The organism is Bacillota bacterium (genome assembly GCA_013177945.1).
In the GTDB taxonomy this organism is placed as follows: Bacteria; Bacillota; DSM-12270; order Thermacetogeniales; family Thermacetogeniaceae; genus Ch130.
This window is the reverse complement of the sequence record JABLXW010000016.1, coordinates 64,822-86,238: the sequence shown is the minus strand read 5'-3', so window position 1 is coordinate 86,238 and position 21,417 is coordinate 64,822. Positions and strand designations below refer to the sequence as shown.

The following is a 21,417-nucleotide window of genomic DNA, read 5'->3' as shown; positions in this document are numbered from 1 at the left end:
CCGCGGCCACCGCAATCCCGGCCATACCGCGGCCGGAGGCGATCCGGGCACAAAAAAGCCCCGGCCCGGCAGGAATGAGCCAGGGAAGAGCAGGATTTGCTTTCCGGACTTAACCATTTACAGAACTCAATTCTCTCGTGATGATCCGCGCCGTTTCTCCGGCAACCTCACCGGTTCCAGGCGCCAAAAGCGCTAGGTCTGGAGCCTGGACCGAATTCCCTGCCAGACCTTGCGTTCCAGGAAGCTCCCGGGGACGCTGGCCTCCATCTCCAGCGCCCGTTCGAAGGGCACGGCAAAGCTCAGGATTTCCGGGGGCAAAAACCCCCTCACCGTGACATCCGTCAGGCCGATAATCCCCCGCTTCTTACCCAGCCGCTCCAGGCGGGGATAGAGGACAAGGCTCGAACACCCGGAACCGAAGAGGGCGGCAACCCCGTCATTGCCCGGCAGGTCGTAATTGGCCAGCACCACCAGGGCCGAGAGCTGGTCCGGATTGACCAGGAAGATCGCCACCTCCGGTTCGTCCCCGGGAGCAAGGAGGGAAACTGGTTTAAAGACACAGTAATCCTTCGGTGCGGGAAGGTACTGGTCAGCATTTATTTTCATCATCTCGTCCACCAGTTCAGGCGACTTTTTGTAGCCCTCCCCCTCGATCTCGCCCGGCAGGCCCGTGGAGAGGAAATACCGGAAGCGATGGGGGTCCCGCTCCCTGGTAAAGCCCAGGTAATAGCCACCCCCTGCGCAGCCGTAACAGTCCCGTCCCAGCGCCGCCACTCTGCCCTCGAAGGCCACCTGCCGGACCAGGGGGATCATGCAGCCGTGGCCGCCGGCCTTTTTGAAGCCCAGCGCGCCTGCGGGTTTTTCGTCGGTCCAGAGGACCGCCACGGGCTCTCCCATCAAACACAGCGCTTCGCTCAACTTCGGAAAACTCATCATCTAACCCTCCCCTTGTTTAACCGGATTAATTACTACCCTTGGTTCGCTAAAAGAACTGGGAGTCCTGCCTCGTGCTCCCGGGACCTCTCCCGGCTCCCGAAGCCGTCGGGCATGCACGTTCCCTGCCGGCAGCCTACCCCGCAAGGGAAGGCCCCCCTCAGGGCCCGGTTCCGGCGAGGAGCAGTGCAACGAACTTGACCAGGTGTGCAGCGGGCAGAAAAAGAAGCTGGGCAAGAAAGGTTCCGAGGAGCCGGCTTAAGATCAGCCAGAACGAGAGGTAAATGATCTCCCTTTCTTCCCGCAACCCCAGGAGGACCTGGTCGGTGATCACGGCGGTCACAGGATCGATCAAAAAAGCCGCCAGGACCACCGCGATCCCGTTCACAATCCCCGAAAGGAGGCTTGCCGTAGAGCGGAAGGAGGGAAGGAGGGCGCCGGCGTAGAGGGCCGAAAGCACCCCGGTCGTCCAGATCCCGATGACCAGAATGTGGATCAGGAAGAGCCAGAGTGGAAGGAAGTTATGCCCCGGGAAAGAATCACCGGAAAGAGGGCCCCTTTTCCGGAAAAAGCGCCGGGAGGCCAGAAAGCTCCGCCGGGATGCCAGGGCACGGCGCGTCTCCTTCAAGATCCGGTAGATCCGGGCAGGAGACAGGAAGGACAGCAAGAGGAGGGGGAGGGAGCCGACCCTTTCAAACAAAAAAATCGCCCTGTTGAAGATAAAGATGGTGAGGGGAGTTAAAAGGGCCGCCCCGGCAGTCCCTCCGGAGGCCGCAAGGATAATCAACCTGATATCGCCCTCCAGCCGCTCCAGGTGAGCCTGATAAGAAGAGAAGCTGGCATGGATCCCCTGCTCCACCACGGCAGAAAGCAGCGGCGCCTGGATCATGTTGGCCACCCCGGCCAGCAGGGAAACGAGCTGGTAAAGGGAAAAAGCCGTCGCCAGGCGCCGGGTCTTCACGCCGGAAAGGCGAACCGCATAAAAGAGGGTATCGGCAAGGTGGATTACGGCGGTAAGAAGTGCCACCAGGAGGATCCGGTCCATCCCCAGCCCCCCTTCATTCGGCCCCAGGCTGTCCGGGCTGCAGGGCTGCCGCAAGGCTGCCGCGCCACCAGAACCTCTTTTTTTCTTATATGCTTCACTCCCCTGTTCAAGACCAGGTCAGGGGCCGGGCTTGTTTGAAAGTTCTTATTTTCCCTCCTTTTGTTTGGTGGTGCTTGATTCGAAAAGCCTCCGCATAAAGACAGAAACATCATGGCGGTACCTGTTCTTCAGGCTCAGGGCATCCTCCAGCACCAGGCGCAGCTTGCGGGTATCGAGGTCTGAGGTATAGGCCCAGCGGAAGAAGTGCCTGAAAGACCTGAGGTTGTCCAGCAGCCGAACCGTCTCGGAGGAAAGAAGCGCAGGGCGCACCCCCTCGATTTCCATTGCCATCCTTTTGAGCAACTCTGCATGATACCTGGTTTTTTCTTCGATTTGATTCTCAAAGGCATCGGCCACAATTTTAAACAGGTCCTCAAAGGCGCAATAGAGGTTATGCAGCCGGAAAGCAAGGCTCTCCCACTCGGCAGAAGACTGTGGTGCCCGGCGCTCCTCAACCTTTGCAAAAAGTTTTTCGATGGTTTCCACCTGGCTTTTGATTTTTGCCTTCAACACGGCTAAACGCGCCTTTTCCAGCGGACTCCCTCCTCCCTGATCGCCTGCGCCAGCGGGTGCTTCTCGAGCTGGATCAAATCCACGTCTATCCCCAACTCCGAAGAAAGAAAAGCCGCAGCCGGAAAAAAGTCCTCGTCCCTGAGGCCGCCCAGCGCGATATCCACATCGGAAATGCCCGGTACGAAGCGCCCGGGCTTCACGAGAGACCCGAATACAAATGCTTCCTTGAAATCAATACGCTGCGCCAGCCGGTCCAGGAGGGACAGGACCTTCTCGAGCATCTCCTTCCGGGCAGCTTCCCGCTTCCTCCGCTTGCTCTCTAAAACGGCATCCAGGAGATGAGTGGAAAAACCTTCCTCCATCAATAAATCACTTCCTGCCAGGCCGTCCCCGCAGCACCATTCCCGGTCGGCCCGGTTCGGTTTCCGACCACTTTGCGAATACATTGTACCACAGGTTTCCAGGCAAGACAAAGGGCCCCGTGTTCAGAGGAGAGATCCCGCCTTTTGGATCGGGGGCAGAGCTTACTTCCGGAGCATTTCCAGGAAGGCCTGGACCCGTGTCCGGAGCACTTCCAGGTCCTGCTCGCTGTAATCCGTTTCTATGTAAAGGACGGGGATGCCGGCGCTTTTCAGCGCCTTTTCGACCTGGTAAAATTCCACCGCATAGGTCTGGCAAAACTGTAGGTTGTAGTAGACAACCCCGTCTGCCCGGTGCTCCCGGACAAGGGTAAGGATGTCCTGGACCCTCTCTTCGTTGGGCGTGAAGCAGGCGCAGTTGAGTTTCAGGTAGCGGTCTGCAAGGGCCCCGTAAAGCTCGGAAAGCGTTTCGCCCCGGTTCTCAACCAGGTGAGTGTAGTACCGGTATCCGGTGCAGTTCTCCTCGCCAACCACCACTCCACCGCCGGTTTCGATGACGTGATGGAGCTTCCAGTTGGGAATGGCCATCGGGGTGCCCGTAACGAGGAACCTGGGCGTGCCGGGCGCAAATACCCCTTCTCCTCTGGCAGCCCTTTCTTCAAGTTCCTCGCAGAGCCTGTTGACCTGCTCCGTAAACCGCTCCGGGTCGTCGTAGAAAGCCGTCTGGCCGACGAGCAGGGCATCTTTGCCGCTGATGGGTACAGGATCGTTTCTGCGCGTCGCCGCCAGGCGGGCCAGGGCCTTCCGGCGCCGGTTGACCTTTTCGATGGCCTCCCGCAAACCCGCCACCGTAATCTGATTTCCGGTTAATTCTTCAACCCTTTCGGCCAGGGCGGCGATCTCTGCGGCCCAGCGCGCCCTGGCGGACCCGTTTTTTTTCTGGGGGAGCTCCATCACGTACATGGGGGCATACTCGCCGAGGATCTCCCAGGCTTTTTTCTTCCCATCGCAGGTAGTCTCCCCAACCAGCAGGTCGCACGACTGGAAATAGGGGCAGGTCCTGCTGATTTTCGCTCCCACAAGGGCTTTAATTAACGGGCAAAGGTTGCGGGGGAGCACCTTTTCTCCATCCGGAACCCAGAACTGGGAGCCGCCGCAGAGCCCGACGCTGACGGCTCCTGCCGCCAGCAAAACCTCGTCGGGCACAAAAAGGCAGAAGGTGCCGACCACCTTCCCTCCCCGCGCCCTGTGATCCGCCAGTTCCTGAATTCTCAGGCCGTGGATCTCTCCGATCAGCATGTTCCAGTAACTCATTCCCTCCGGGCGGTTTTCCTGCTCCAGGTAAACCTCTTCAAAGAGGCCCGGCAGGGCGAGACAGAGCTGATCGTGGCGGCCCAGGTCAATGCCCAGCTGATTCCACAGTTCGGTATAGTTAGCCAAGTTCTTCAGCCTCCTCAAGTAAATCATTAAATCATCCTCGAATGTTATTAGTTCGAGGCTAATTTATAGCTTCCTGTTCTAATATTTATAACTTTTTGTTATTAATTGCATTAGTTACCCGGGTCTCCTGCCTGCAGAAATAATCTGGAAATAAAAAAGAGAACCAGTTGAACAGGTTCTCGGCATTTTCTTAACCACTTATACTGCTGCACCTCTTCTCACTCCCGCCCGTTTTTCCGCCTCCAATCCTCAATTGCTTTATGCAGGGCATCGGCAGCCAGGTTGGAGCAGTGTTTTTTCTGTGGGGGAAGGCCGCCCAGGGCCTCGGCAACGGTCCTGTTCGTGATCTGGAGCGCTTCTTCAACGGTTTTTCCCTTCGCCAGCACCGTCAACATGCTGCCGCTGGCCACCGCCGCACCACAGCCGTAGGTCATAAATTTTACATCTTCAAGGACGTTATCCTTTACCTTGATATATACCCGCAGGATGTCCCCGCAGATCACATTCCCCACTTCTCCGACCCCGCTGGCATCGGGGATTTCCCCCACATTTTGAGGGTTCTGGAAGTGGGACAGCACCGTTTCGTTGTACATCAGAGTGAACTCCTTTCATCAGAACTCCTAAACCTGCAACTGCCGGGCCAGGGGAGAAAACCGGCGGAGCCGTTCCACAATCCCGGGCAAAACCTCCAGGACGTAGTCGATATCCGCCCCGGTATTGGCGCGCCCCAGGGTCATCCGGACCGAGCCGTGAACCAATTCCGGGGGGAGGCCCAGGGCCTTCAGGACGTGGGAGGGCTGCAGCGACCGGGAACTGCAGGCAGAGCCGGAGGAGGCTGCAATTCCCTGGAGGTCGAGGCCCAAAATCAAAGATTCTCCCTCGACGTAAGAAAAGCTGAAGTTGGCATTATGAGGGAGTCGCTGCTCGGGGTGCCCGTTCAACCGCACCTCCGGGATTTTTTCAAAGACCCCCTGGATTAACCTGTCCCTCAGCGTCCTGGTGCGGGAGGCCTCCTGCTCCAAATCCCGGGCTGCAATTTCCGCAGCTTTTCCGAAGCCGACAATCCCAATGGTGTTCTCGGTGCCGGAGCGGAGCTTTCTTTCCTGCCCCCCTCCGTGCAGGACCGGCTTGATTCTGATCCCTTTCCTGATGTAAAGCGCGCCTACGCCCTTGGGGCCGTAAATCTTATGGGCCGAGAGGCTGAGGAGATCCACACCCAGGTCCACCACGTTGACGGGAATCTTCCCTGCCGTCTGGACGGCATCGGTGTGGAAAACCACACCGTGCTCCCGGGCAATTCTCCCGATTTCTTCGATCGGCTCAATGGTCCCGATTTCGTTGTTGGCGTGCATGATGGAAATCAGGATGGTACTCTTTCTGATAGCCCTTCGCACCGCATCCGGGTCGACAACCCCGTAACCATCCACAGGAAGAACGGTGACTTCAAAACCGTTTCTTGCCAGAAACTCGCAGGTATCCAGTACGGCATGGTGCTCAATGGCACTGGTAATCAGATGGTTTCCCTTTTCCCGCCTGCTCCAGGCAACCCCCAGAATGGCAAGATTGTCCGCCTCGGTCCCCCCGCTGGTAAAAATGATTTCCTCAGAGGCAGCACCAATCAGTTCTGCCACCTTCTGGCGCGCCTCTTCCATCCATTTTCTTGCCTCCCTTCCAAAAGAATGGAGGCTTGAGGGGTTTCCAAAGGTTTCTGCCATGAATTCACACATCAAGGAGGAAACTTCAGGATGAAGCGGCGTGGTCGCGGCGTGGTCTAAATACACCCTGCGCACTTGAGATTCATCTCCCCCGCATTCGTAATTTCGGTCATGAGGCAACCTGAAAAATTACCCCGGGCAGGATTAATTAAATGTAGTACATGTAACTCTGCTGCTTCACCTCCATTTTCTCCAGCTCGGTCCGGAGATCTTCCAGGGTAAGGGAGTCAAGGACCTCGTCAACGGCATCACGAATCCGCTCCCAAACAATGCGGGAAACACACTTTTCGGCTCTGGTGCAGATCAGAGGGTCCTTTCTCTTCACGCAATCCACCGGAGCAATGGGACCCTCAAGGGCTCTGATGATGTCACCGACCCTGATCCCGGCAGGCTCCTGGGCCAAAAGATAACCCCCCTGCGCCCCCCGGACGCTTTTTACCAGGACGGCCTTCCCGAGTAAAGCCAGCAGCTGCTCCAGGTAAGCTTCAGAGATTTCCTGGTTTTCGGAGATGGTTTTTACCGAAACAGGGCCCTTTCCGTAATTCAGCGCAAGCTCCAGCATCGCCCGGAGACCGTAGCGCGCCCTGGTAGAAAATTTCATGATCATCACCCCTGGAATTCCTATTAAATTAATCGGATTTCTTTTTTAAGAATACCAGAATTTTAAGCGATCTGTCAAGCAGGAAGGCGCGAAAAGGCGGCAGCTCTGAGAAGGCTCCCGCCGGAAAATATTTTGTCAATTAATTTCTTCAATTTGTCACCTCTGCCTCTCCATTTTTACATCATCAGGAATATGTGCTATCGCTTCTTTAATTTTATCTACATTCTCGAGCAGCCTCTCCTTTGTTGGCTTCCTCCCTCTGACCGATGTTCCCTGAACTTTTTCAATTTGCTTCTTAAATTTATCCATTTGTTGCGTGACAATATCCGCTACAAAACCGCCGTCACTTGCTGATACTTCCGCGTCATTTACCTTCTGCAATACTAAAATATATTCGTCATCAATTTTACCAATATCTGCACTTGTGTATTTTCTCGTTTTATCAATATTTCTAAAGTACGTTTTTAAAGGCTTAAAACCAATAAACTTCGACATATCTGCAAAAAACTTATAACTCTCAATCAGTTCATATTCAAGACTGGAATTGCCTACCACGATTACGCATAATTTATTTTTCTTCAAAACGCGGTTCATCTCTATCATTGAGCGAAGCATATCTCCTAAATACCCGGAAAGCAATCTAAATCTATTATTAATAAAGTTGGAGTGGGCCCCGATTTCATGCCTTCTGAAAAGGTCAAAGTCCATACCCAACCAGAGCATGTTATACATATGCACTCTATAGTAATCCAGCGCATTAACATATGGGGGGGACGTCACTATCAGATCAACCGTATTCATTTCAACTTCAAGCCTTCTGGCATCTCCATTAATAATTTTTACATCTGGTATTTTCTTTACAATTTTGGCCATCTTTTTTAATTCTTTCTCCATGGAATGAACTTTTTTCATAAATAAATCATCTACATCCACATCTATGCCGCCTCCATTCTCAACTAACGACCAAACAGTCGAAGACAGCGATACTCGCCCCAAATCGAATATATCTTCGTGTCCTCCTTCTTCCTTAATTTCCAGCAAAGTCTCTCTAATTGCTTCGAGCTTCGAGATAACGGCTCTGTTAAATATCTTGCTTAACTTTCTATTGGGTAAAGACTTCAAGCGCTTATCGATTCTCTTATAGTCCAGATCTAAGCGGCTCTTCATTTTCTTGAGCTTCTCTTTTAAGTATCTGAATTCTTCATCTTCGATTAGCGTAACCTTAACTTTGCTGATCAAAGTGGCCAATGGATTGAAGTCGTTTCCTATTGAATTTCTATTGTTTAAAAATGCTTCCACAAGAGTAGTGCCACAACCACAAAATGGATCTAATACTGTTTCACCTTCTTTTGTAAATAATTTAATAAAAGTAAGTGGTATTTGAGGGATAAATCTTGCAGGGTAAGAATGAAACTTATGTGTTAGATATTGAGTGGTAAAATCTTTGAAGTCCCAGCCTATCTTATCAAGAACACTTAAAGCCTCATAAAAAGAGCAACCACCGCGATTAATCAGCTCCCAATATTCCTGTTCGGGAGTTTTTAATCCAGGCAATGTTGTTTGTCTGGCTTCGTAAAGCATTGTTCTCACCTGTAAACCTTTTATCCCAATGTCCGCGAAAACATTGTACCACGAGCTTCGATAAAGAAACAGCCCGGCTTTAAGCAGCAGCTGTTGATGTTTTATCGAGCCTGGCTGGCCGCGAGGGCCTGATCGAGATCGGCAATAATGTCGGCGACATCTTCAATCCCTATGGAAAGCCGCACCATGTCTTCTGTCACACCGGAGCTCAGCTGCTGCTCCGGAGTTAATTGCTGGTGGGTCGTGCTTGCAGGGTGAATGATCAGCGACTTGGCGTCGCCGACATTTGCCAGGAGGGAGAAAAGCTTCACGCTGTTGATCAGGCGGCGGCCCGCTTCTGCTCCCCCCTTAACTCCAAAGGAAAGGATCGCCCCCGCGCCCCTGGGCAAATACTTCCGGGCATTCCGGTAGGAGGGGTGATCGGGCAGGCCGGGGTAACTCACCCAGGCAACGGCAGGATGATGCTGCAAATACCGCGCCACTTCCAGAGCGTTGGCGCTGTGCCGTTCCATCCGCAGGTGAAGGGTCTCCAATCCCTGCAGAAAGAGAAAAGCATTGAAGGGGCCGAGGCAGGCGCCAATATCCCGCAGGAGCTGAACGCGGGCCTTGACAATGTAGGCCATGTTTCCGAAATTTTCTACGTACCTGATGCCGTGGTAGCTAGGGTCAGGTTCGGTGAGGCCGGGAAACTTGCCGTTCGTCCAGTCAAAACGGCCGCTGTCAACGATTACCCCTCCAATCGCAGTGCCGTGCCCCCCGATAAACTTGGTGGCCGAATGGACCACGATATCGGCGCCGTACTCGAACGGGCGGCAGAGGTAGGGGGTTGCAAAGGTGTTGTCAACAATCAGAGGAATCCCCGCTTCATGGGCGATTTGTGCAATCGCTTCAAGATCGGGAACATCCAGTTTCGGATTGCCGATGATTTCTACGAAAAACGCCTTCGTTTTTTCCGTCAGCGCACGGCGGAAGTTCTCGGGAGCCGCCTGGTCCACAAATTTTACGGTCAGGCCGAGCCTGGGCATGGTGTGGTAGAACAGGTTGTAGGTGCCTCCATAAAGGCTGCTGGAAGAAACAATTTCATCTCCGGCACCGGCGATGTTCAGAATTGCGTAAGTAATTGCCGCCTGGCCGGAAGCGGTGGCCAGAGCCCCAACTCCGCCTTCCAGAGCTGCAATCCGTTTTTCAAAAACATCATTTGTCGGGTTCATTATCCTGGTATAAATATTGCCAGGCTCTTCCAGAGCAAAAAGGGCGGCTGCATGATCGGCATCGCGGAAATTATAAGAAGTAGTCTGGTAGATGGGAACAGCCCGCGCCCCGGTCGTGGGATCGGGCTGCTGCCCGGCATGTACGGCCAGGGTGGCGAATTTCCAGTTGTCACTCATTTTTGCACTCTCCTCTCAGAAACCCTATAAAACTTGTCTGATAAGTTTATTATCCTCCTGGAAACTGCTTCTGTAAATATTCTCCTGAATAATTGTGCTCCGTGACCCGCCCCGGCACCTCCTGATTGGCAATGTTCGCAATCCTGATCAGAAAATAGCCCAGGGCCAGGCCCGGCACGGCCAGGCCCGCAGGCCTGCACCCTCATTTTCCCCCGGTGCGGCGCCGGGCGGCCGCATGCCCAGCAGGGCAGATGATCAGGCACCTGCCGCAGAAACTCGCCCCGAAATTCCCTTCGGGATGCTCGCTGTTCACGAGCCGGGGGTCCCTCCGGTGCCATAAATATTCATAGATGAGGCGGGGGCTGAGGGAAGAGGGGCGGGGTAGATCCACCTGGGGCTGGAAAGGAGTCCCCTCCCACAATCTGGTGCTCAAGCCTACTGCCGTCCACCAGCAGGCATCGGAATCTACCACACCGTAAACAAACTTTCTCCCTCCGATAACAACCTCCCACTCCTCCTCTTTAATCGCCCCCGCCGGACAGTTCCTGACGCAGGCCATGCAGCGCCTGCAGACATCTTCTTTTAGAACCTGATCCGCCTCCAGTTCGGCGTCCGTCAGCACGGTAATAAAGCGCTGCCTTGGCCCGAACTCAGGTGTCAGGACCAGCCCCTGCCACCCAAAAGTTCCCAAGCCCGCCGCGACTGCCGCGTGGCGGAAAGAAAGCGGCCCGTAGTGTCTGCGCTGCTCCCAGTAGTGCTCTCCCCGCGCCGGAATGGGCAAGGCGAGAAAGCCGTGATCCTCCAGGTACCGGGTCACCCGGTAGGCCAGGTAGTCCAGCTCGCGGTTGAGGTACGCATAACCGAACATGTTGTAAGAGTAATTGGAAATTCCCTTCCGCATAACCTCAAGGCTCGCATCGGGGATATGCAGGCCCAGGACAACCACGCTTTTTGCGCCGGGAAACTGGTCCCCGGCCCGGTTCGGAGGTGTAAGGGCCGCGTCCAGCCGCGCCGCAGGAGTGATCCCGACTAAATCAGCCCCAAGGGCCCGGGCAAACCTGCGCAAACTTTCAGTAAGCTCCCTCATCTTTTCGGCCTCCAGATTCTTGAATTTACCTGACCAGGCTCAATCGAACAAATCGGTGCTCAAGTATCGTTCTCCCGTATCGGGGAGAATGGCTACAATCAGCTTCCCCCGCGCCTCGGGGCGGCTGCTGATCTGGAGCGCCCCGAAGGCCACCGCACCAGAGGAGATTCCGACGAGGAGGCCCTCTTCCCGGGCGAGGCGCCGGGATGTTTCATAGGCCTCCTCGTCCTTCACGGTAATGATCTCGTCCACCACCTTCCGGTCGAAAACGGCAGGAACGAAACCGGGCCCGATGCCCTGAATCTTGTGGCGGGCAGGCTTCCCTCCGGAGAAAACCGGGCAGCGGAAGGGCTCCACTCCTGCAACTTTGATATCGGGCCGCATCTCCTTCAACCTCCGCGCCACACCAACAACGGTTCCTCCCGTTCCCAGACCTCCCACAACGATGTCTACCTTCCCCTCGGTATCCCGCCAGATTTCCATTGCCGTTGTTTCTGAATGGATGTCGGGATTGGCCTCGTTGGCAAACTGGTTCGGAATCCAGGCACCGGGTATTTCCTTTGCCAGTTCCTCGGCCTTGCGCACCGCCCCGGGAATCAGCTCCTCAGCAGGAGTTAATACCACCTCCGCGCCGTAAGCCCGAAACAGCCTGACCCTCTCGACGCTCATGCTCTCGGGCATGGTCAGAATCACCCGGTACCCGCGAACCGCGCCGATCATAGCCAGGCCGATGCCGGTGTTGCCGCCCGTAGGTTCGATAATGGTCGTTCTACCGGGAGCAATGATCCCCTCGCGCTCCGCTTTCTCGATCATGCTCAAGCAGATGCGGTCCTTCACGCTCCCGCCCGGGTTAAAGCTTTCCAGCTTGACGACCACCCTGCCGAGAGATTCCCTGGCTAAACGGTTCAGCTGAACAAGAGGAGTTCTTCCGATCAGTTCTTCCACCGTGCGCGCAATTCGCACCGCAAAAACCTCCCAAATCACTCTAAATTACTTCTTTATGTCGTCGGTTACAGAAACGAAGATCCTTTCTGCCAGGGCTACGGGCTCCCGGGTTTCAAGGACACCCGCAGCTTTGAGGTTCTTAATCCCCTGGAAGAGATCTCTCTGGGCCGATTTGATCCCGGGGACGTACCGGTACTTGGCCAGCAGCTTCGCGTTCCCGGCCGCGGTGCCTCCCGTGTACTTCTTCTCCACACTCAGTTGCGCCGCTTCCTCGCGGTGCTCATTTACCCAAAGAGTTGCCTTCATCAAGGCCCGGGTAAGGGCTGCCGCAGCCTCCGGATCCTTTTTAATCAACTTCCCGCTCACAGCAACATAGCAGCAGTACTCGTCGGCATAGGGCTTGGTCTCCGAAAGGCTGATAACCAGTCGGCCTTTATTCTTGTCGAGGATCAACTGTCCCCACGGGTCGGCAATCGCCACAGCATCAATTTCCCCCTTATCCAGTGCCGTTTCCAACTGATCGGGGGGGTATGCTTTCCAGGTCACGTCGCGCTTCCAGTCAATTCCTGCCCGGGTTAGAGCAACGGCAAGGAAGTTCATGGGGCCCGCGCCGATGGCATCAACCCCGATCCGTTTCCCGCGAAGGTCTTCCACTTTTGTAATCCCGCTATTATTTCCCGCCACAACTTGAATGCAACCGGTATGTAATCCAGCTGTAAACTTGATATCTGTCCCCTGCTCGACAGGTTTGATCCATTTATGGAAGAGCCCCAGAGTTGCATCGATTTTCCCGGTAGCAAGACCCTCCCTGATGTGCTCAAAATCGGTTCTGACAACCTCGGCACTTAAGCCTTCCTTTTCAAAAAAACCTTTCTCTGCGGCAACGTAAATAGGCGCATAGCAAAGCGCACCGGCGCTGCCTATTTTTACAGTTCTGACCTGACCTGTGCTTCCGCTGTCCTCTTGCTTCTGGCTCTCCGTCTTCCGGCCGCACCCAGCCAGCCCGGAAACGAGCAGCGCCAGCAAGGCAACCACCAGGATTACGGCTGCCGCCCTCTTTTTCACGGAAACTCCCCCTTTTCCAATGCTTTTCATAAGAACGGCTTGCTCCGGTAAAATAAATTCAGCTAAACTCGACAACTCACCTCCTCCAACAACTGCCTGCACCGGTTAAGCTGCACCGGTAAACTAGATGGCATAAGTCAACTCTCCCTCCTCTTCATCGCGGTTCAAATGAAGCAGCCTTAAGATCTGGCTGCGCAGGCGGAAAAAATCCGGATGATCCCGGGCGCGGGGGTACCCCAAAGGAATATCCAGTATGCTCTGGATCCGGGCCGGCCGGGGAGTAAGGATTGCAACCTGCTCGCTGAGGTAAATTGCTTCATCAATATCGTGGGTCACCAGAATGACCGTCGTGCGCCGGAGGCGCCAGATGCGGTAAAGCTCATCCTGCATCTGCATCCTCGTCAAGGCATCAAGCGCCCCCAGAGGCTCGTCGAGAAGGAGTACAACGGGCCGGTTGATCAGCACCCGCGCCAGCGCCGCCCGCTGGGCCATCCCTCCCGAAAGCTGGTAAGGAAACATGTTTCTAAACTCTTTAAGTCCGGTCAGCTCGAGGAACTCCTCCACAACCTCGGGACTTACACGCTCCCCCCGCGCCCTGGGGCCGAAAGTGAGATTCCCCTCCACCGTCAGCCAGGGGAAGAGGGTTGGATCCTGGAAAACAAGCCCCCGGCTGTAATGGGGCCCCTGGACCGCCTCGCCGTTGACATAGAGAGAGCCTGAGGTTGGTTTTTCAAGGCCCGCCAGCAAACGGAGCAGGGTTGACTTTCCGCAACCGCTGGGGCCGAGCAAAGAAACAAAACTTCCGGCCCCGACCTCCAGGTTGATTCCGGCCAGGACGGGTATCTCCTGGCCGCTCCCGTCTGGAAAAACCTTGGTCACATTTTGCAGAAGAATATCTCCTCCCCCTTTTTTTGCCTGCACTTTTATTCCTCCATTCTCTGGGGTAATTCAGGGTTTCCCCCTAAACTTCAACGCTCTTTTCAGTTAAAGGGCAAACCGGCGTTGCTTCCGGGGGGCGCTGCCCCAAAAACTGCACCGTTTCTCAAGAAAAGGGGGTGCCCGGCCCCTCCTGGCTTAGAGCAGAGACGGATTCATCATTCCGAAGATCATGGCGATATGGGCAACGATGAGGAAACCGATCAAGAGGGTAAAGTGCAGCTGCATCTTGCCCTCAAGATCCCGGTGCCTGCCCAGGATTCCCAGCTCCAAAAGGGCGATTCCGAAGAGGAAAATCACGCCGCTCAAATAAAACCCTACCGCCAGGATGTCCACCAACCCGCGCCACTCAATTCCCGGCACCACTTTCGTCGTCAGGTACAGGAAAATCCCAAGAAAATAGAAGCCCAGGATAATCCCCACCCACCGGTTAAAGTGGCGGAGCGGACCTTCGTGCAGCCGGCGGAAAACCACAAAAAATTCGGTCACCGTAAGGGTCTCGGCCAAGATCACAGGGATGGCCATGAAGATGATCAGGTTCCACGGTTGATTTGTTGCCAGCAGTTCCATGTAGTGGGTCATCTGCTGGCTCATCGCCTGCTTCACCATCTCGTTCATCATCTGGCCCATCATCTGTGGTGGCATAAATTACCTCCTTCCTCCATTCCATAACATAAATTCCCGGGCACCCCAAAACCTGACTCATTGATTTCCGGGAGTATCGGCAACAGGGCCGGCAGGACCGCCGCGTTGTCGGCCCCCACAAAGGCTGCCACCAGCGGCAGGAAGTGGAATATACAGCCCCCTCCTACCACCTGATCAGTCCCCGCTGCCAGGCCAGAAAGCGATCCCGGAAGCGGAAAATAACAGTTAAGAGTGTTGAAAAAAGCAGTGCCATGATCAGAAGGGCTCCGTAAACCTTGTCGTACTCGGCCCACCCCTGAGCCCACTGAACGTACCAGCCCAGCCCCGCTTTCACACCGAGCATCTCAGCCACAACCAGGGTTGCAAAGGAAAGCCCCAACCCCATGAAAAGCCCGACGAAAATCGAGGGAAGCGCCGCGGGAATCGCCACTTTCCACAAAAGAACCCACCCCCCGGCCCCCAGCGTCCGTGCCACCTCCAGGTAGGACCTGTTCACACCTGCCACCCCCGACCAGGTGAGAATGGTCACGGGAAACCAGGCGCTCAGCGCCAGGAGAAAAATGCTGGCGGAGAAGCTGTTGGGAAAGAGTACCATTGCAAGGGGAATCCACGCCGGTGCGGGGATGGGGCCCATAAAGCGGAGCACCGGCTGGAGCCAGTATTCCCCCTGCCTGAACCAGCCCATCAAGATGCCGGTTCCAAGCCCCGCAAGAGTTCCGGCAAGATAGCCCAGGCCAAGCAGACGAAGGGAATGGACGATGCTCAGGCCGAGCAGGGAGCGGTCCCGCCAGAGTTCGAATAGAATCTCACCTGGGGCCGGAAAATACGGGAGAGGAAGCAGGCGCAACCTGCTTGTAAGCAGATCCCACAGCAAGACGAGCACCAGTATCGCCAGAAGAAGAGGAACCTGACGCCCCCAGGGCTCTTTTAAGGCTTTTTGCAACCGCAGCAGCCTCCGGCTGAGATCGATCCGTCCCGAAACTGCCTCCATTAAAATCACCTTCCTCCTGGTTTCAGCACCGGGCCTGAACGGCAGCCAGGTTAAGCACGCCCCGCAACTGGTTGATGTTTTCCTCTTCCTGGAAGAGGGTGGTGCTCAAGTAGCGTTCCCCCGTATCGGGGAGAATGACTACGATCAGCTTCCCTTGATTTTCGGGGCGCCGGGCCACCAGCCGGGCTGCAAAGGCCGCCGCGCCTGAAGAAACCCCGACCAGCAGCCCGAGGCTGCGCGCCAGCATCCGGCTGGTTGCAGCCGCCTCCTCGTAGCGGACCTGGATAATTTCATCAACAAGGGACAGGTTGAGCACCTCAGGGATAAAACCCGCACCGATCCCCTGGATGCGGTGCGGCCCCGGCTTCCCTCCCGAGAGCACGGGGGACTCCGCCGGCTCGACGGCAACAATCTTCAACGACTCCTTGCGGGGTTTCAGCACTTCTGCGACACCGGTAATCGTTCCCCCCGTGCCGACTCCGCCCACAACAAGATCCACCTGGCCTTCGGTATCCTCCCAAATCTCGAGAGCCGTGGTGGCGCGGTGGATGGCCGGATTCGCGGGATTCCGGAACTGCTGGGGAATAAAGGAATTCGGGATCTGGGCCGCCAGTTCTTCTGCCTTCCGGACCGCTCCTTTCATTCCCTCTGCACCGGGTGTCAGGACCAGTTCTGCCCCGTATGCTTTCAGGAGGTTGCGCCGCTCGATGCTCATTGTCTCGGGCATCGTGAGAATCAAGCGGTAACCCCTGGCGGCGCAGACGAAGGCGAGGGCAATCCCCGTGTTCCCGCTGGTGGGCTCGATGATCACCGTATCCTTGTCAATCAATCCCCGCTCCTCGGCATCTTTGATCATGGCGTAGCCGATCCGGTCCTTGACGCTGCCGGCAGGGTTGAAGGACTCCAGCTTTCCCGCGATCTCTGCACCTGTACCCTGAGAAAGCGTTTTCAGGCGCAGCAAGGGTGTACCCCCAATCAGCTCCGTCAGGTTTTCATAAATGCGCATGAACATTTCCACTCCTTCTCTCAAAATTTTTTGAGTCTCTTCCTGTCCGGTGCTCCCCATCCCATGCCCGGAAAATGCCATTTTGAAACGAAAGGCCAGGCAAGAAACTTGCCTGGCCTCCGGTTGTCCGGTCAGCCTCTCGTTTGCTCAACAGAGGCGAACTTTTTCAATTCTTTCCATTTGGACTATTTTCCCGTCCTGCACCACGAGGGTCACACTTCCGTAGCGGAGATCTTTTAAAAGCAAGAGAAGCCCTTTCAGCCAGGGTGCCTGTACTACGGATTTAACATCTTCCCCTTCCTTCTCCAGAAAAAACTGGCGCGCACCCACAGCCTCACCCTCCTTCCCGACTCAGGAATTCCTAGTATGTTACTTGGTTTACTATACTTTTTTACCAATATAACAATTAATATTGCAGGTGTCAAGGGGCTGAGAAAAAAATAACAGAAATTTTGCCGGAAATTAAAATGCCCGTTAGTCCCACAGAAAGCCTGAGCAGGCATTCATTTATTCCCAACTGCCGCCTTACTTCCATCGGAATTAAGCTGTGTTGCCAGTTTCACCCTCATCACCTCTTAATAAAGCTTGGACTTACAAAGCACGGGAGACGACAAACAAAACCTCCTCGGCAATTACGGCATCCTCCTCGCAAAAAGGAAGAACCCTTCCCTCGACCCAAGACAACCCCCGTTCTATCCGGACCTGACTGGAGCGCGCCCAATCGAGAAAATCTCTCACCGTGAAGAGGTGGATGTTTGGAGTCTCATACCACTGGTAGGGAAGGGCCGGCGTCACCGGCATTCTCCCCGTTAAAATCAGCGAGGCAACGACATGCCAGTGTCCGAAGTTCGGGAAACTGATCACCCCGGCCCTTCCAACCCGGAGCATTTCCTCAAGAACAAAGAGGGGTTTGTTGACCTCCTGCAGGGTTTTCTCCAAAACCACAAAATCAAAAAAACCGTCCGGCAAGCCTGTCAGCCCCTCGTCCAGATCCAAATGCAGGACGGGAACCCCCCTGGCGATGGCTCCTGCCACCCGGTGAAAATCCTTTTCAATTCCCAGCCCCTCGACTTTCTTCTCTGCCATCAGCCTTGCGAGGAGTTCCCCATCCCCGCAGCCCAGGTCGAGGACAGAGGACCCCTCGGGGATAAGATCAAAAATGGCCTCGTGATCCCAGCGGTGTTTTCCGTTTCCGTTCACGCGAGCCTCCCCCCTTCCAGAAAGGAGCGGACCAGGCAGGAGAGCTTCTCGACCTCAAGGAGGAAGGCATCATGCCCGTAGGTGGATGGAATATTGACATAACTCACCCGCTTCCTGCTACGGGTCAGGGCAAGCGCCAGTTCCTTCATCTGCTCCGGTGGATAAAGCCAATCGGAGGAAAAAGAAACCAGGAGCAATCTGCTTTGAATCCTGCTGCAGGCCCGATCCAGGTCCCCCTCCCCCCAGTTCGCGGCATCATAGTAGTCCATCGCCCGGGTGATGTAAAGGTAGCTGTTGGCGTCAAATCTCTCCACAAAGGCCTCTCCCTGATGCCGGAGATAGCTCTCAACCTCGAAATCCACGCCCAGGTGAAACCCGGGGCCCTCCCCGTTGCAAAACCTGCGGCCGAATTTCCAGCGCATCGAAACCTCCGAAAGGTAGGTGATATGGCCGAGCATCCGGGCGGCTGCAAGCCCCCGGTCCGGCGTCGCCTTCCCGTAGTAGTCGCCGTCTTGAAAATTGGGATCGGTAGTGATCGCGTGCCTGGCAACGGCGTTGAAGGCAAGCCCCTGGTCGCTCAGGCGGGCCGCAGAAGCAATGATCAGAGCCGATTCCACGCGCTCCGGGTAGGCAAGCGCCCACTCCAGGGCCTGCTGCCCGCCCAGGGAACCTCCTGCCACCGCGCGCAGGCGCGTGATGCCGAGATAACTGACCAGGCGCTCCTGCAGCCGGACCCAGTCTCCCACGGTTACTACAGGAAAGCGGAGGCCGTAGGGCCGCCCGGTTTCGGGATCGATGGAAGCGGGGCCTGTTGTTCCGTAGCAGCTTCCCAAAAGATTGGAACAGATCACGCAGTACTTCGTGGTATCAAAAGCCTTGCCCGGGCCGATCATCCCGTCCCACCAGCCGGGCCTTTTCTTAAGCCAGGGGCGGCCCAGTTCGTCGGCCCTGGCGCTCCAGCCTGCAGCATGAGCATCTCCCGAAAGGGCGTGCAGGATCAGGATGGCGTTGTCCCGAGCGGGGTTCAGCTCCCCGTAAACTTCGTACTCCACATCAACGGGAGCAAAGGTTCTCCCGCAGTCGAGGGGAAGGGGGTTTTTTTCATCTGCAAGCCGCACCCGATGCGGCACGGTCCACCCTACGGAACGCAGAGAGTCAGGTGGATCATGTTGATCGGGAGCCTTTTTGACGAGAACGTTGAGCGGATCGCTCACCCTGGGATCACCTCGAACTTTTGACAAGATTATCGAGTAGGGCAGCGCTAGGTAATCAGTCTAGCGCTGTCCCTCTCACAGAACCGTGCGTACGGGCCACGTACACGGCTCCTGGCAAACCTCAGTCGTTAGCTTTCATAATAACGATGCAAGATGCCAACCTCATATCTCTCGAGGTTAACTAAACCGATTTCGTCAAACCAGGTGTTTGGAAGAGCCATCGAAACGAGAGGACTGGCTGAGTTTCTCCATCTTCGCATGGATATCTTCTCAAATTCCCCTTTGTAACCTCGACGGCGAAGGGCTTTATGAAACGCCTTCCAGGTCTTCCACTCCAGCATCTTCTTCATTCGGAGCCGTCGACGTATCCATCCCATGAGCTCGCGAAGTACTCTCTTGCAGTTCGCTATGCGGAAGTAGTTAATCCACCCCCGCAGGATGGGGTTAAGCCTCCTGACCATTTCCTCCACATTCATGCCATGGTTCCGGGGCGTCAGCTGGCGGATAGCCTCTTTGAAGGCCTTTATTTTCTTGGGGTGAATGCCCACATTCTTGGGGTAGATGATAAACCCAAGATAGGCTACACCCTCATAGACGCTGGTTATACGCGTCTTTTCCTTGTTGACAACGAGTTTGAGCTCGCCTTCAAGGATTTCATAGGCAGTCTTCATGTACCTTTCCGCCTGCCGGGGTGTCCTGGCAAAGATGAGAATATCGTCCGCATAGCGAACTATGCGAATACCCCTCTCTTTCATCGCCCGGTCAAAATAGTCCAGATAGATGTTGGTGAGAAGGGGTGATATTACACCACCTTGTGGACTCCCTACTTCAGTCCCTTCAAAGACCCCGTCCCTCATGACGCCAGCCTCCAGGAACAACCGGATTAATCGCAGCACAGAACCATCGCTGACTTTCCGGTTCACTCCCTGAAGAATTAGGTCATGGTCAAGACGGTCAAAGCACTTGGAGAGGTCCATGTCTACTACATGTGTAAGTCCATACCGGTTCATGAACCTCTCGGCTTTGGCTACTGCCTGCTGGCAGGAACGCCCCGGTCGGTATCCATAGCTTGACGGGTGAAAGTCTTGGTCAAAGATTGGCTGAAGTACGTTTAACAGTGCTTGCTGGACTACCCTGTCCCTAACGGTAGGTATCCCAAGCAGCCTCTTCCCTCCATCCGGCTTGGGTATCTCCACCCTCAGGACTGGGCTTGGTCTGTACGTCCCGGTCTTGAGTTCAAGATGAAGTTTGGCTATTTCATCGTCTAGATTCTCGCCGAAGGCTCGCACGGTCTCCCCGTCTACCCCGGGAGCACCATTGTTCGCCTTGACGGCACCGTATGCCTTCTTCAGGTTCTCAATACGGTATACTTTGTCTATTAGGCTGTAGTACTTCATCTCTTCTCCCGCATCTCGCCGTACTCCCTGCGTCTCTCCCTCGCATGGTTGCAGTTCCTTCTCAAAGTTCGCACGGCGTCTCTAGCTCTAAGGCAATCTACCGCGCTCTGCTCCGATAATCTGCTGAGCGGACGAAAGCTCCAGCCGGCTCGTCACCCCCGGATGCCCCGTTCCCCTTGGCATCTCAGCCTCAGTTGTCTTCTCCCATGTTCGTTCGATCCGCGGTCGCACGCTTTGGTTTGCCTTCGTCCCTTCGCAACCAGAGGAACTTTTGGCTCCTTTGGCCCAGCATCTCTCGGATGCTGTCCCTTCAGTTTTACCCTCCAGTCCGTTACCGGCTTTCATTGGCTGAAGGTTCATCACTACTACGGACTCATCTGCCACCCTGCACCACTTCTTCTCTCCCTTGCCTCCCGGCTTGTTCGAGCTTACCAGGTCTGGCCTGGATGATACAGGGCTTCCCCAATTAAGCCTGCCTGCCTGAACATGAACCCGTCCGTCCAAACTCCTCAGGTCATCCAGCCTTCGGGCTTTCCCACTTTTCGCAAGGTTACCCACCTGAGAAGCCAACCCCGGTTCGCTTGCGCTACGTTCCATGTTCTTCCTTCGGCTTCCTTCAGATCCCGCCGTTACCGGCGACACCCTTGCCTACGGATTGTCTTCCCGCTGGTTAGGCGACAGGGTTTCTTTCAACCCATCGGCTCAGCAGACATGTTGGGCGAACGAAAAGGCCCTCTTGCATAAGAAGAGGGCCGGTATGGCAACTCCTCTTCTTATCTTTCCGGGTTTCCGGTGTCTTCCGGTCATCCCGGCGGGAATTGGCACCTTTCCCGGCATTCCTGGTGCCGGGATGGTTGCCGAAGGTTCCTCGGGCCCTTCCCTCCCCTTCTCTGGATAAGAAGATATAACTGATTAATCTTATTGATTTACTACAAAATATATATGCTGCGCATCTCCTTGTCAACTACAATTTTTTGAAAAAACCCCGGCCAAAGAGCCGGGGCTCAAAAAGGAGTGAGGCAAGGCCGGCAAGAACGGTTATGCCCACCAGCTATCTTAGTGGCAGGAACCGCCCCTGGAGCGCAGAGAGTCATGCGACCGAGGGTTCTCCTCGTTCCGGCCGGGAGCATCCCCTTCGGCAGCAGAGGTTTCCTTGTTTCGCCGGGAGGACCCCATGTGACCGCAGCAGCCGCCGCGCCAGAACATCAAAAGGAACAACGCACCCAAAGCGATCAGCCAGATCCACTTCTCCACCTT

Annotated in this window: 22 protein-coding genes and 1 riboswitch; all 22 genes read right to left on the bottom strand. The window is 55.4% G+C overall.

Translation table 11 applies throughout. The features are described 5' to 3' along the window. Window positions 1-192 precede the first annotated feature (192 nt). Entirely contained in the window at window positions 193-933 is a 741-nt protein-coding gene (locus HPY58_11265; GenBank protein NPV30206.1) for a DUF169 domain-containing protein, read from the bottom strand. Between the two features lie 160 nt (window positions 934-1,093). Further along, the gene (locus tag HPY58_11260; protein ID NPV30205.1) at window positions 1,094-1,978 is read right to left on the bottom strand and encodes a DUF2837 family protein; all 885 of its coding nucleotides are present in this window, start codon (window positions 1,976-1,978) and stop codon (window positions 1,094-1,096) included. Window positions 1,979-2,122: 144 nt separating this feature from the next. Further along, the gene (locus HPY58_11255; GenBank protein NPV30204.1) at window positions 2,123-2,590 is read right to left on the bottom strand and encodes a hypothetical protein; all 468 of its coding nucleotides are present in this window, start codon (window positions 2,588-2,590) and stop codon (window positions 2,123-2,125) included. A gap of 2 nt (window positions 2,591-2,592) precedes the next feature. Continuing rightward, window positions 2,593-3,036: a hypothetical protein gene (locus HPY58_11250; GenBank protein ID NPV30203.1), complete on the bottom strand. Its 444-nt coding sequence runs from the start codon at window positions 3,034-3,036 to the stop codon at window positions 2,593-2,595. 78 nt (window positions 3,037-3,114) lie between these two features. Then, window positions 3,115-4,389: a 2-hydroxyacyl-CoA dehydratase gene (locus HPY58_11245; GenBank protein ID NPV30202.1), complete on the bottom strand. Its 1,275-nt coding sequence runs from the start codon at window positions 4,387-4,389 to the stop codon at window positions 3,115-3,117. A gap of 218 nt (window positions 4,390-4,607) precedes the next feature. Continuing rightward, window positions 4,608-4,982 carry a Fe-S cluster assembly scaffold protein NifU gene (gene nifU, locus HPY58_11240; GenBank protein NPV30201.1) on the bottom strand — a complete coding sequence of 125 codons (375 nt, stop codon included), beginning with the start codon at window positions 4,980-4,982 and terminating at the stop codon, window positions 4,608-4,610. Between the two features lie 27 nt (window positions 4,983-5,009). Then, the gene (gene nifS / locus HPY58_11235) at window positions 5,010-6,179 is read right to left on the bottom strand and encodes a cysteine desulfurase NifS (GenBank protein ID NPV30200.1); all 1,170 of its coding nucleotides are present in this window, start codon (window positions 6,177-6,179) and stop codon (window positions 5,010-5,012) included. 73 nt (window positions 6,180-6,252) lie between these two features. Continuing rightward, entirely contained in the window at window positions 6,253-6,705 is a 453-nt protein-coding gene (locus HPY58_11230; GenBank protein ID NPV30199.1) for an Rrf2 family transcriptional regulator, read from the bottom strand. A 156-nt stretch (window positions 6,706-6,861) separates the two neighbouring features. Continuing rightward, window positions 6,862-8,295, bottom strand: coding sequence for a hypothetical protein (locus HPY58_11225; GenBank protein ID NPV30198.1), 1,434 nt, complete (start codon window positions 8,293-8,295; stop codon window positions 6,862-6,864). Window positions 8,296-8,387: 92 nt separating this feature from the next. Next, window positions 8,388-9,674 carry a homocysteine synthase gene (locus HPY58_11220; protein ID NPV30197.1) on the bottom strand — a complete coding sequence of 429 codons (1,287 nt, stop codon included), beginning with the start codon at window positions 9,672-9,674 and terminating at the stop codon, window positions 8,388-8,390. Window positions 9,675-9,876: 202 nt separating this feature from the next. Continuing rightward, a complete protein-coding gene (locus HPY58_11215; protein NPV30196.1) occupies window positions 9,877-10,761 on the bottom strand; it encodes an epoxyqueuosine reductase in 885 nt (294 codons plus the stop codon). A gap of 39 nt (window positions 10,762-10,800) precedes the next feature. Further along, window positions 10,801-11,724 (bottom strand): cysteine synthase A, encoded by a 924-nt coding sequence (gene cysK, locus HPY58_11210; GenBank protein ID NPV30195.1) that lies wholly within the window; start codon window positions 11,722-11,724, stop codon window positions 10,801-10,803. Between the two features lie 27 nt (window positions 11,725-11,751). Further along, window positions 11,752-12,771, bottom strand: coding sequence for an ABC transporter substrate-binding protein (locus HPY58_11205; GenBank protein NPV30194.1), 1,020 nt, complete (start codon window positions 12,769-12,771; stop codon window positions 11,752-11,754). A gap of 123 nt (window positions 12,772-12,894) precedes the next feature. After that, window positions 12,895-13,692: an ABC transporter ATP-binding protein gene (locus tag HPY58_11200; GenBank protein ID NPV30193.1), complete on the bottom strand. Its 798-nt coding sequence runs from the start codon at window positions 13,690-13,692 to the stop codon at window positions 12,895-12,897. A gap of 153 nt (window positions 13,693-13,845) precedes the next feature. Beyond that, the gene (locus tag HPY58_11195; GenBank protein ID NPV30192.1) at window positions 13,846-14,289 is read right to left on the bottom strand and encodes a permease; all 444 of its coding nucleotides are present in this window, start codon (window positions 14,287-14,289) and stop codon (window positions 13,846-13,848) included. A 226-nt stretch (window positions 14,290-14,515) separates the two neighbouring features. Then, window positions 14,516-15,343, bottom strand: a complete 828-nt coding sequence (locus HPY58_11190; protein ID NPV30191.1) for an ABC transporter permease subunit — start codon at window positions 15,341-15,343, stop codon at window positions 14,516-14,518. A gap of 22 nt (window positions 15,344-15,365) precedes the next feature. Beyond that, window positions 15,366-16,349, bottom strand: a complete 984-nt coding sequence (cysK, locus tag HPY58_11185) for a cysteine synthase A (protein NPV30190.1) — start codon at window positions 16,347-16,349, stop codon at window positions 15,366-15,368. 147 nt (window positions 16,350-16,496) lie between these two features. Next, window positions 16,497-16,610, bottom strand: a complete 114-nt coding sequence (locus HPY58_11180; GenBank protein ID NPV30189.1) for a YezD family protein — start codon at window positions 16,608-16,610, stop codon at window positions 16,497-16,499. Between the two features lie 330 nt (window positions 16,611-16,940). Then, entirely contained in the window at window positions 16,941-17,549 is a 609-nt protein-coding gene (metW, locus tag HPY58_11175; GenBank protein ID NPV30188.1) for a methionine biosynthesis protein MetW, read from the bottom strand. Then, window positions 17,546-18,790: a homoserine O-acetyltransferase gene (locus HPY58_11170; protein ID NPV30187.1), complete on the bottom strand. Its 1,245-nt coding sequence runs from the start codon at window positions 18,788-18,790 to the stop codon at window positions 17,546-17,548. Before HPY58_11170 ends, metW begins: the two co-directional genes overlap by 4 nt. Before the next feature lie 101 nt (window positions 18,791-18,891). Then, window positions 18,892-20,160 (bottom strand): group II intron reverse transcriptase/maturase, encoded by a 1,269-nt coding sequence (gene ltrA / locus HPY58_11165; protein NPV30186.1) that lies wholly within the window; start codon window positions 20,158-20,160, stop codon window positions 18,892-18,894. Window positions 20,161-20,930: 770 nt separating this feature from the next. Then, a riboswitch (SAM riboswitch) is annotated at window positions 20,931-21,061 on the bottom strand. Between the two features lie 155 nt (window positions 21,062-21,216). Further along, entirely contained in the window at window positions 21,217-21,414 is a 198-nt protein-coding gene (locus HPY58_11160) for a hypothetical protein (GenBank protein ID NPV30185.1), read from the bottom strand. Window positions 21,415-21,417: the final 3 nt, after the last annotated feature.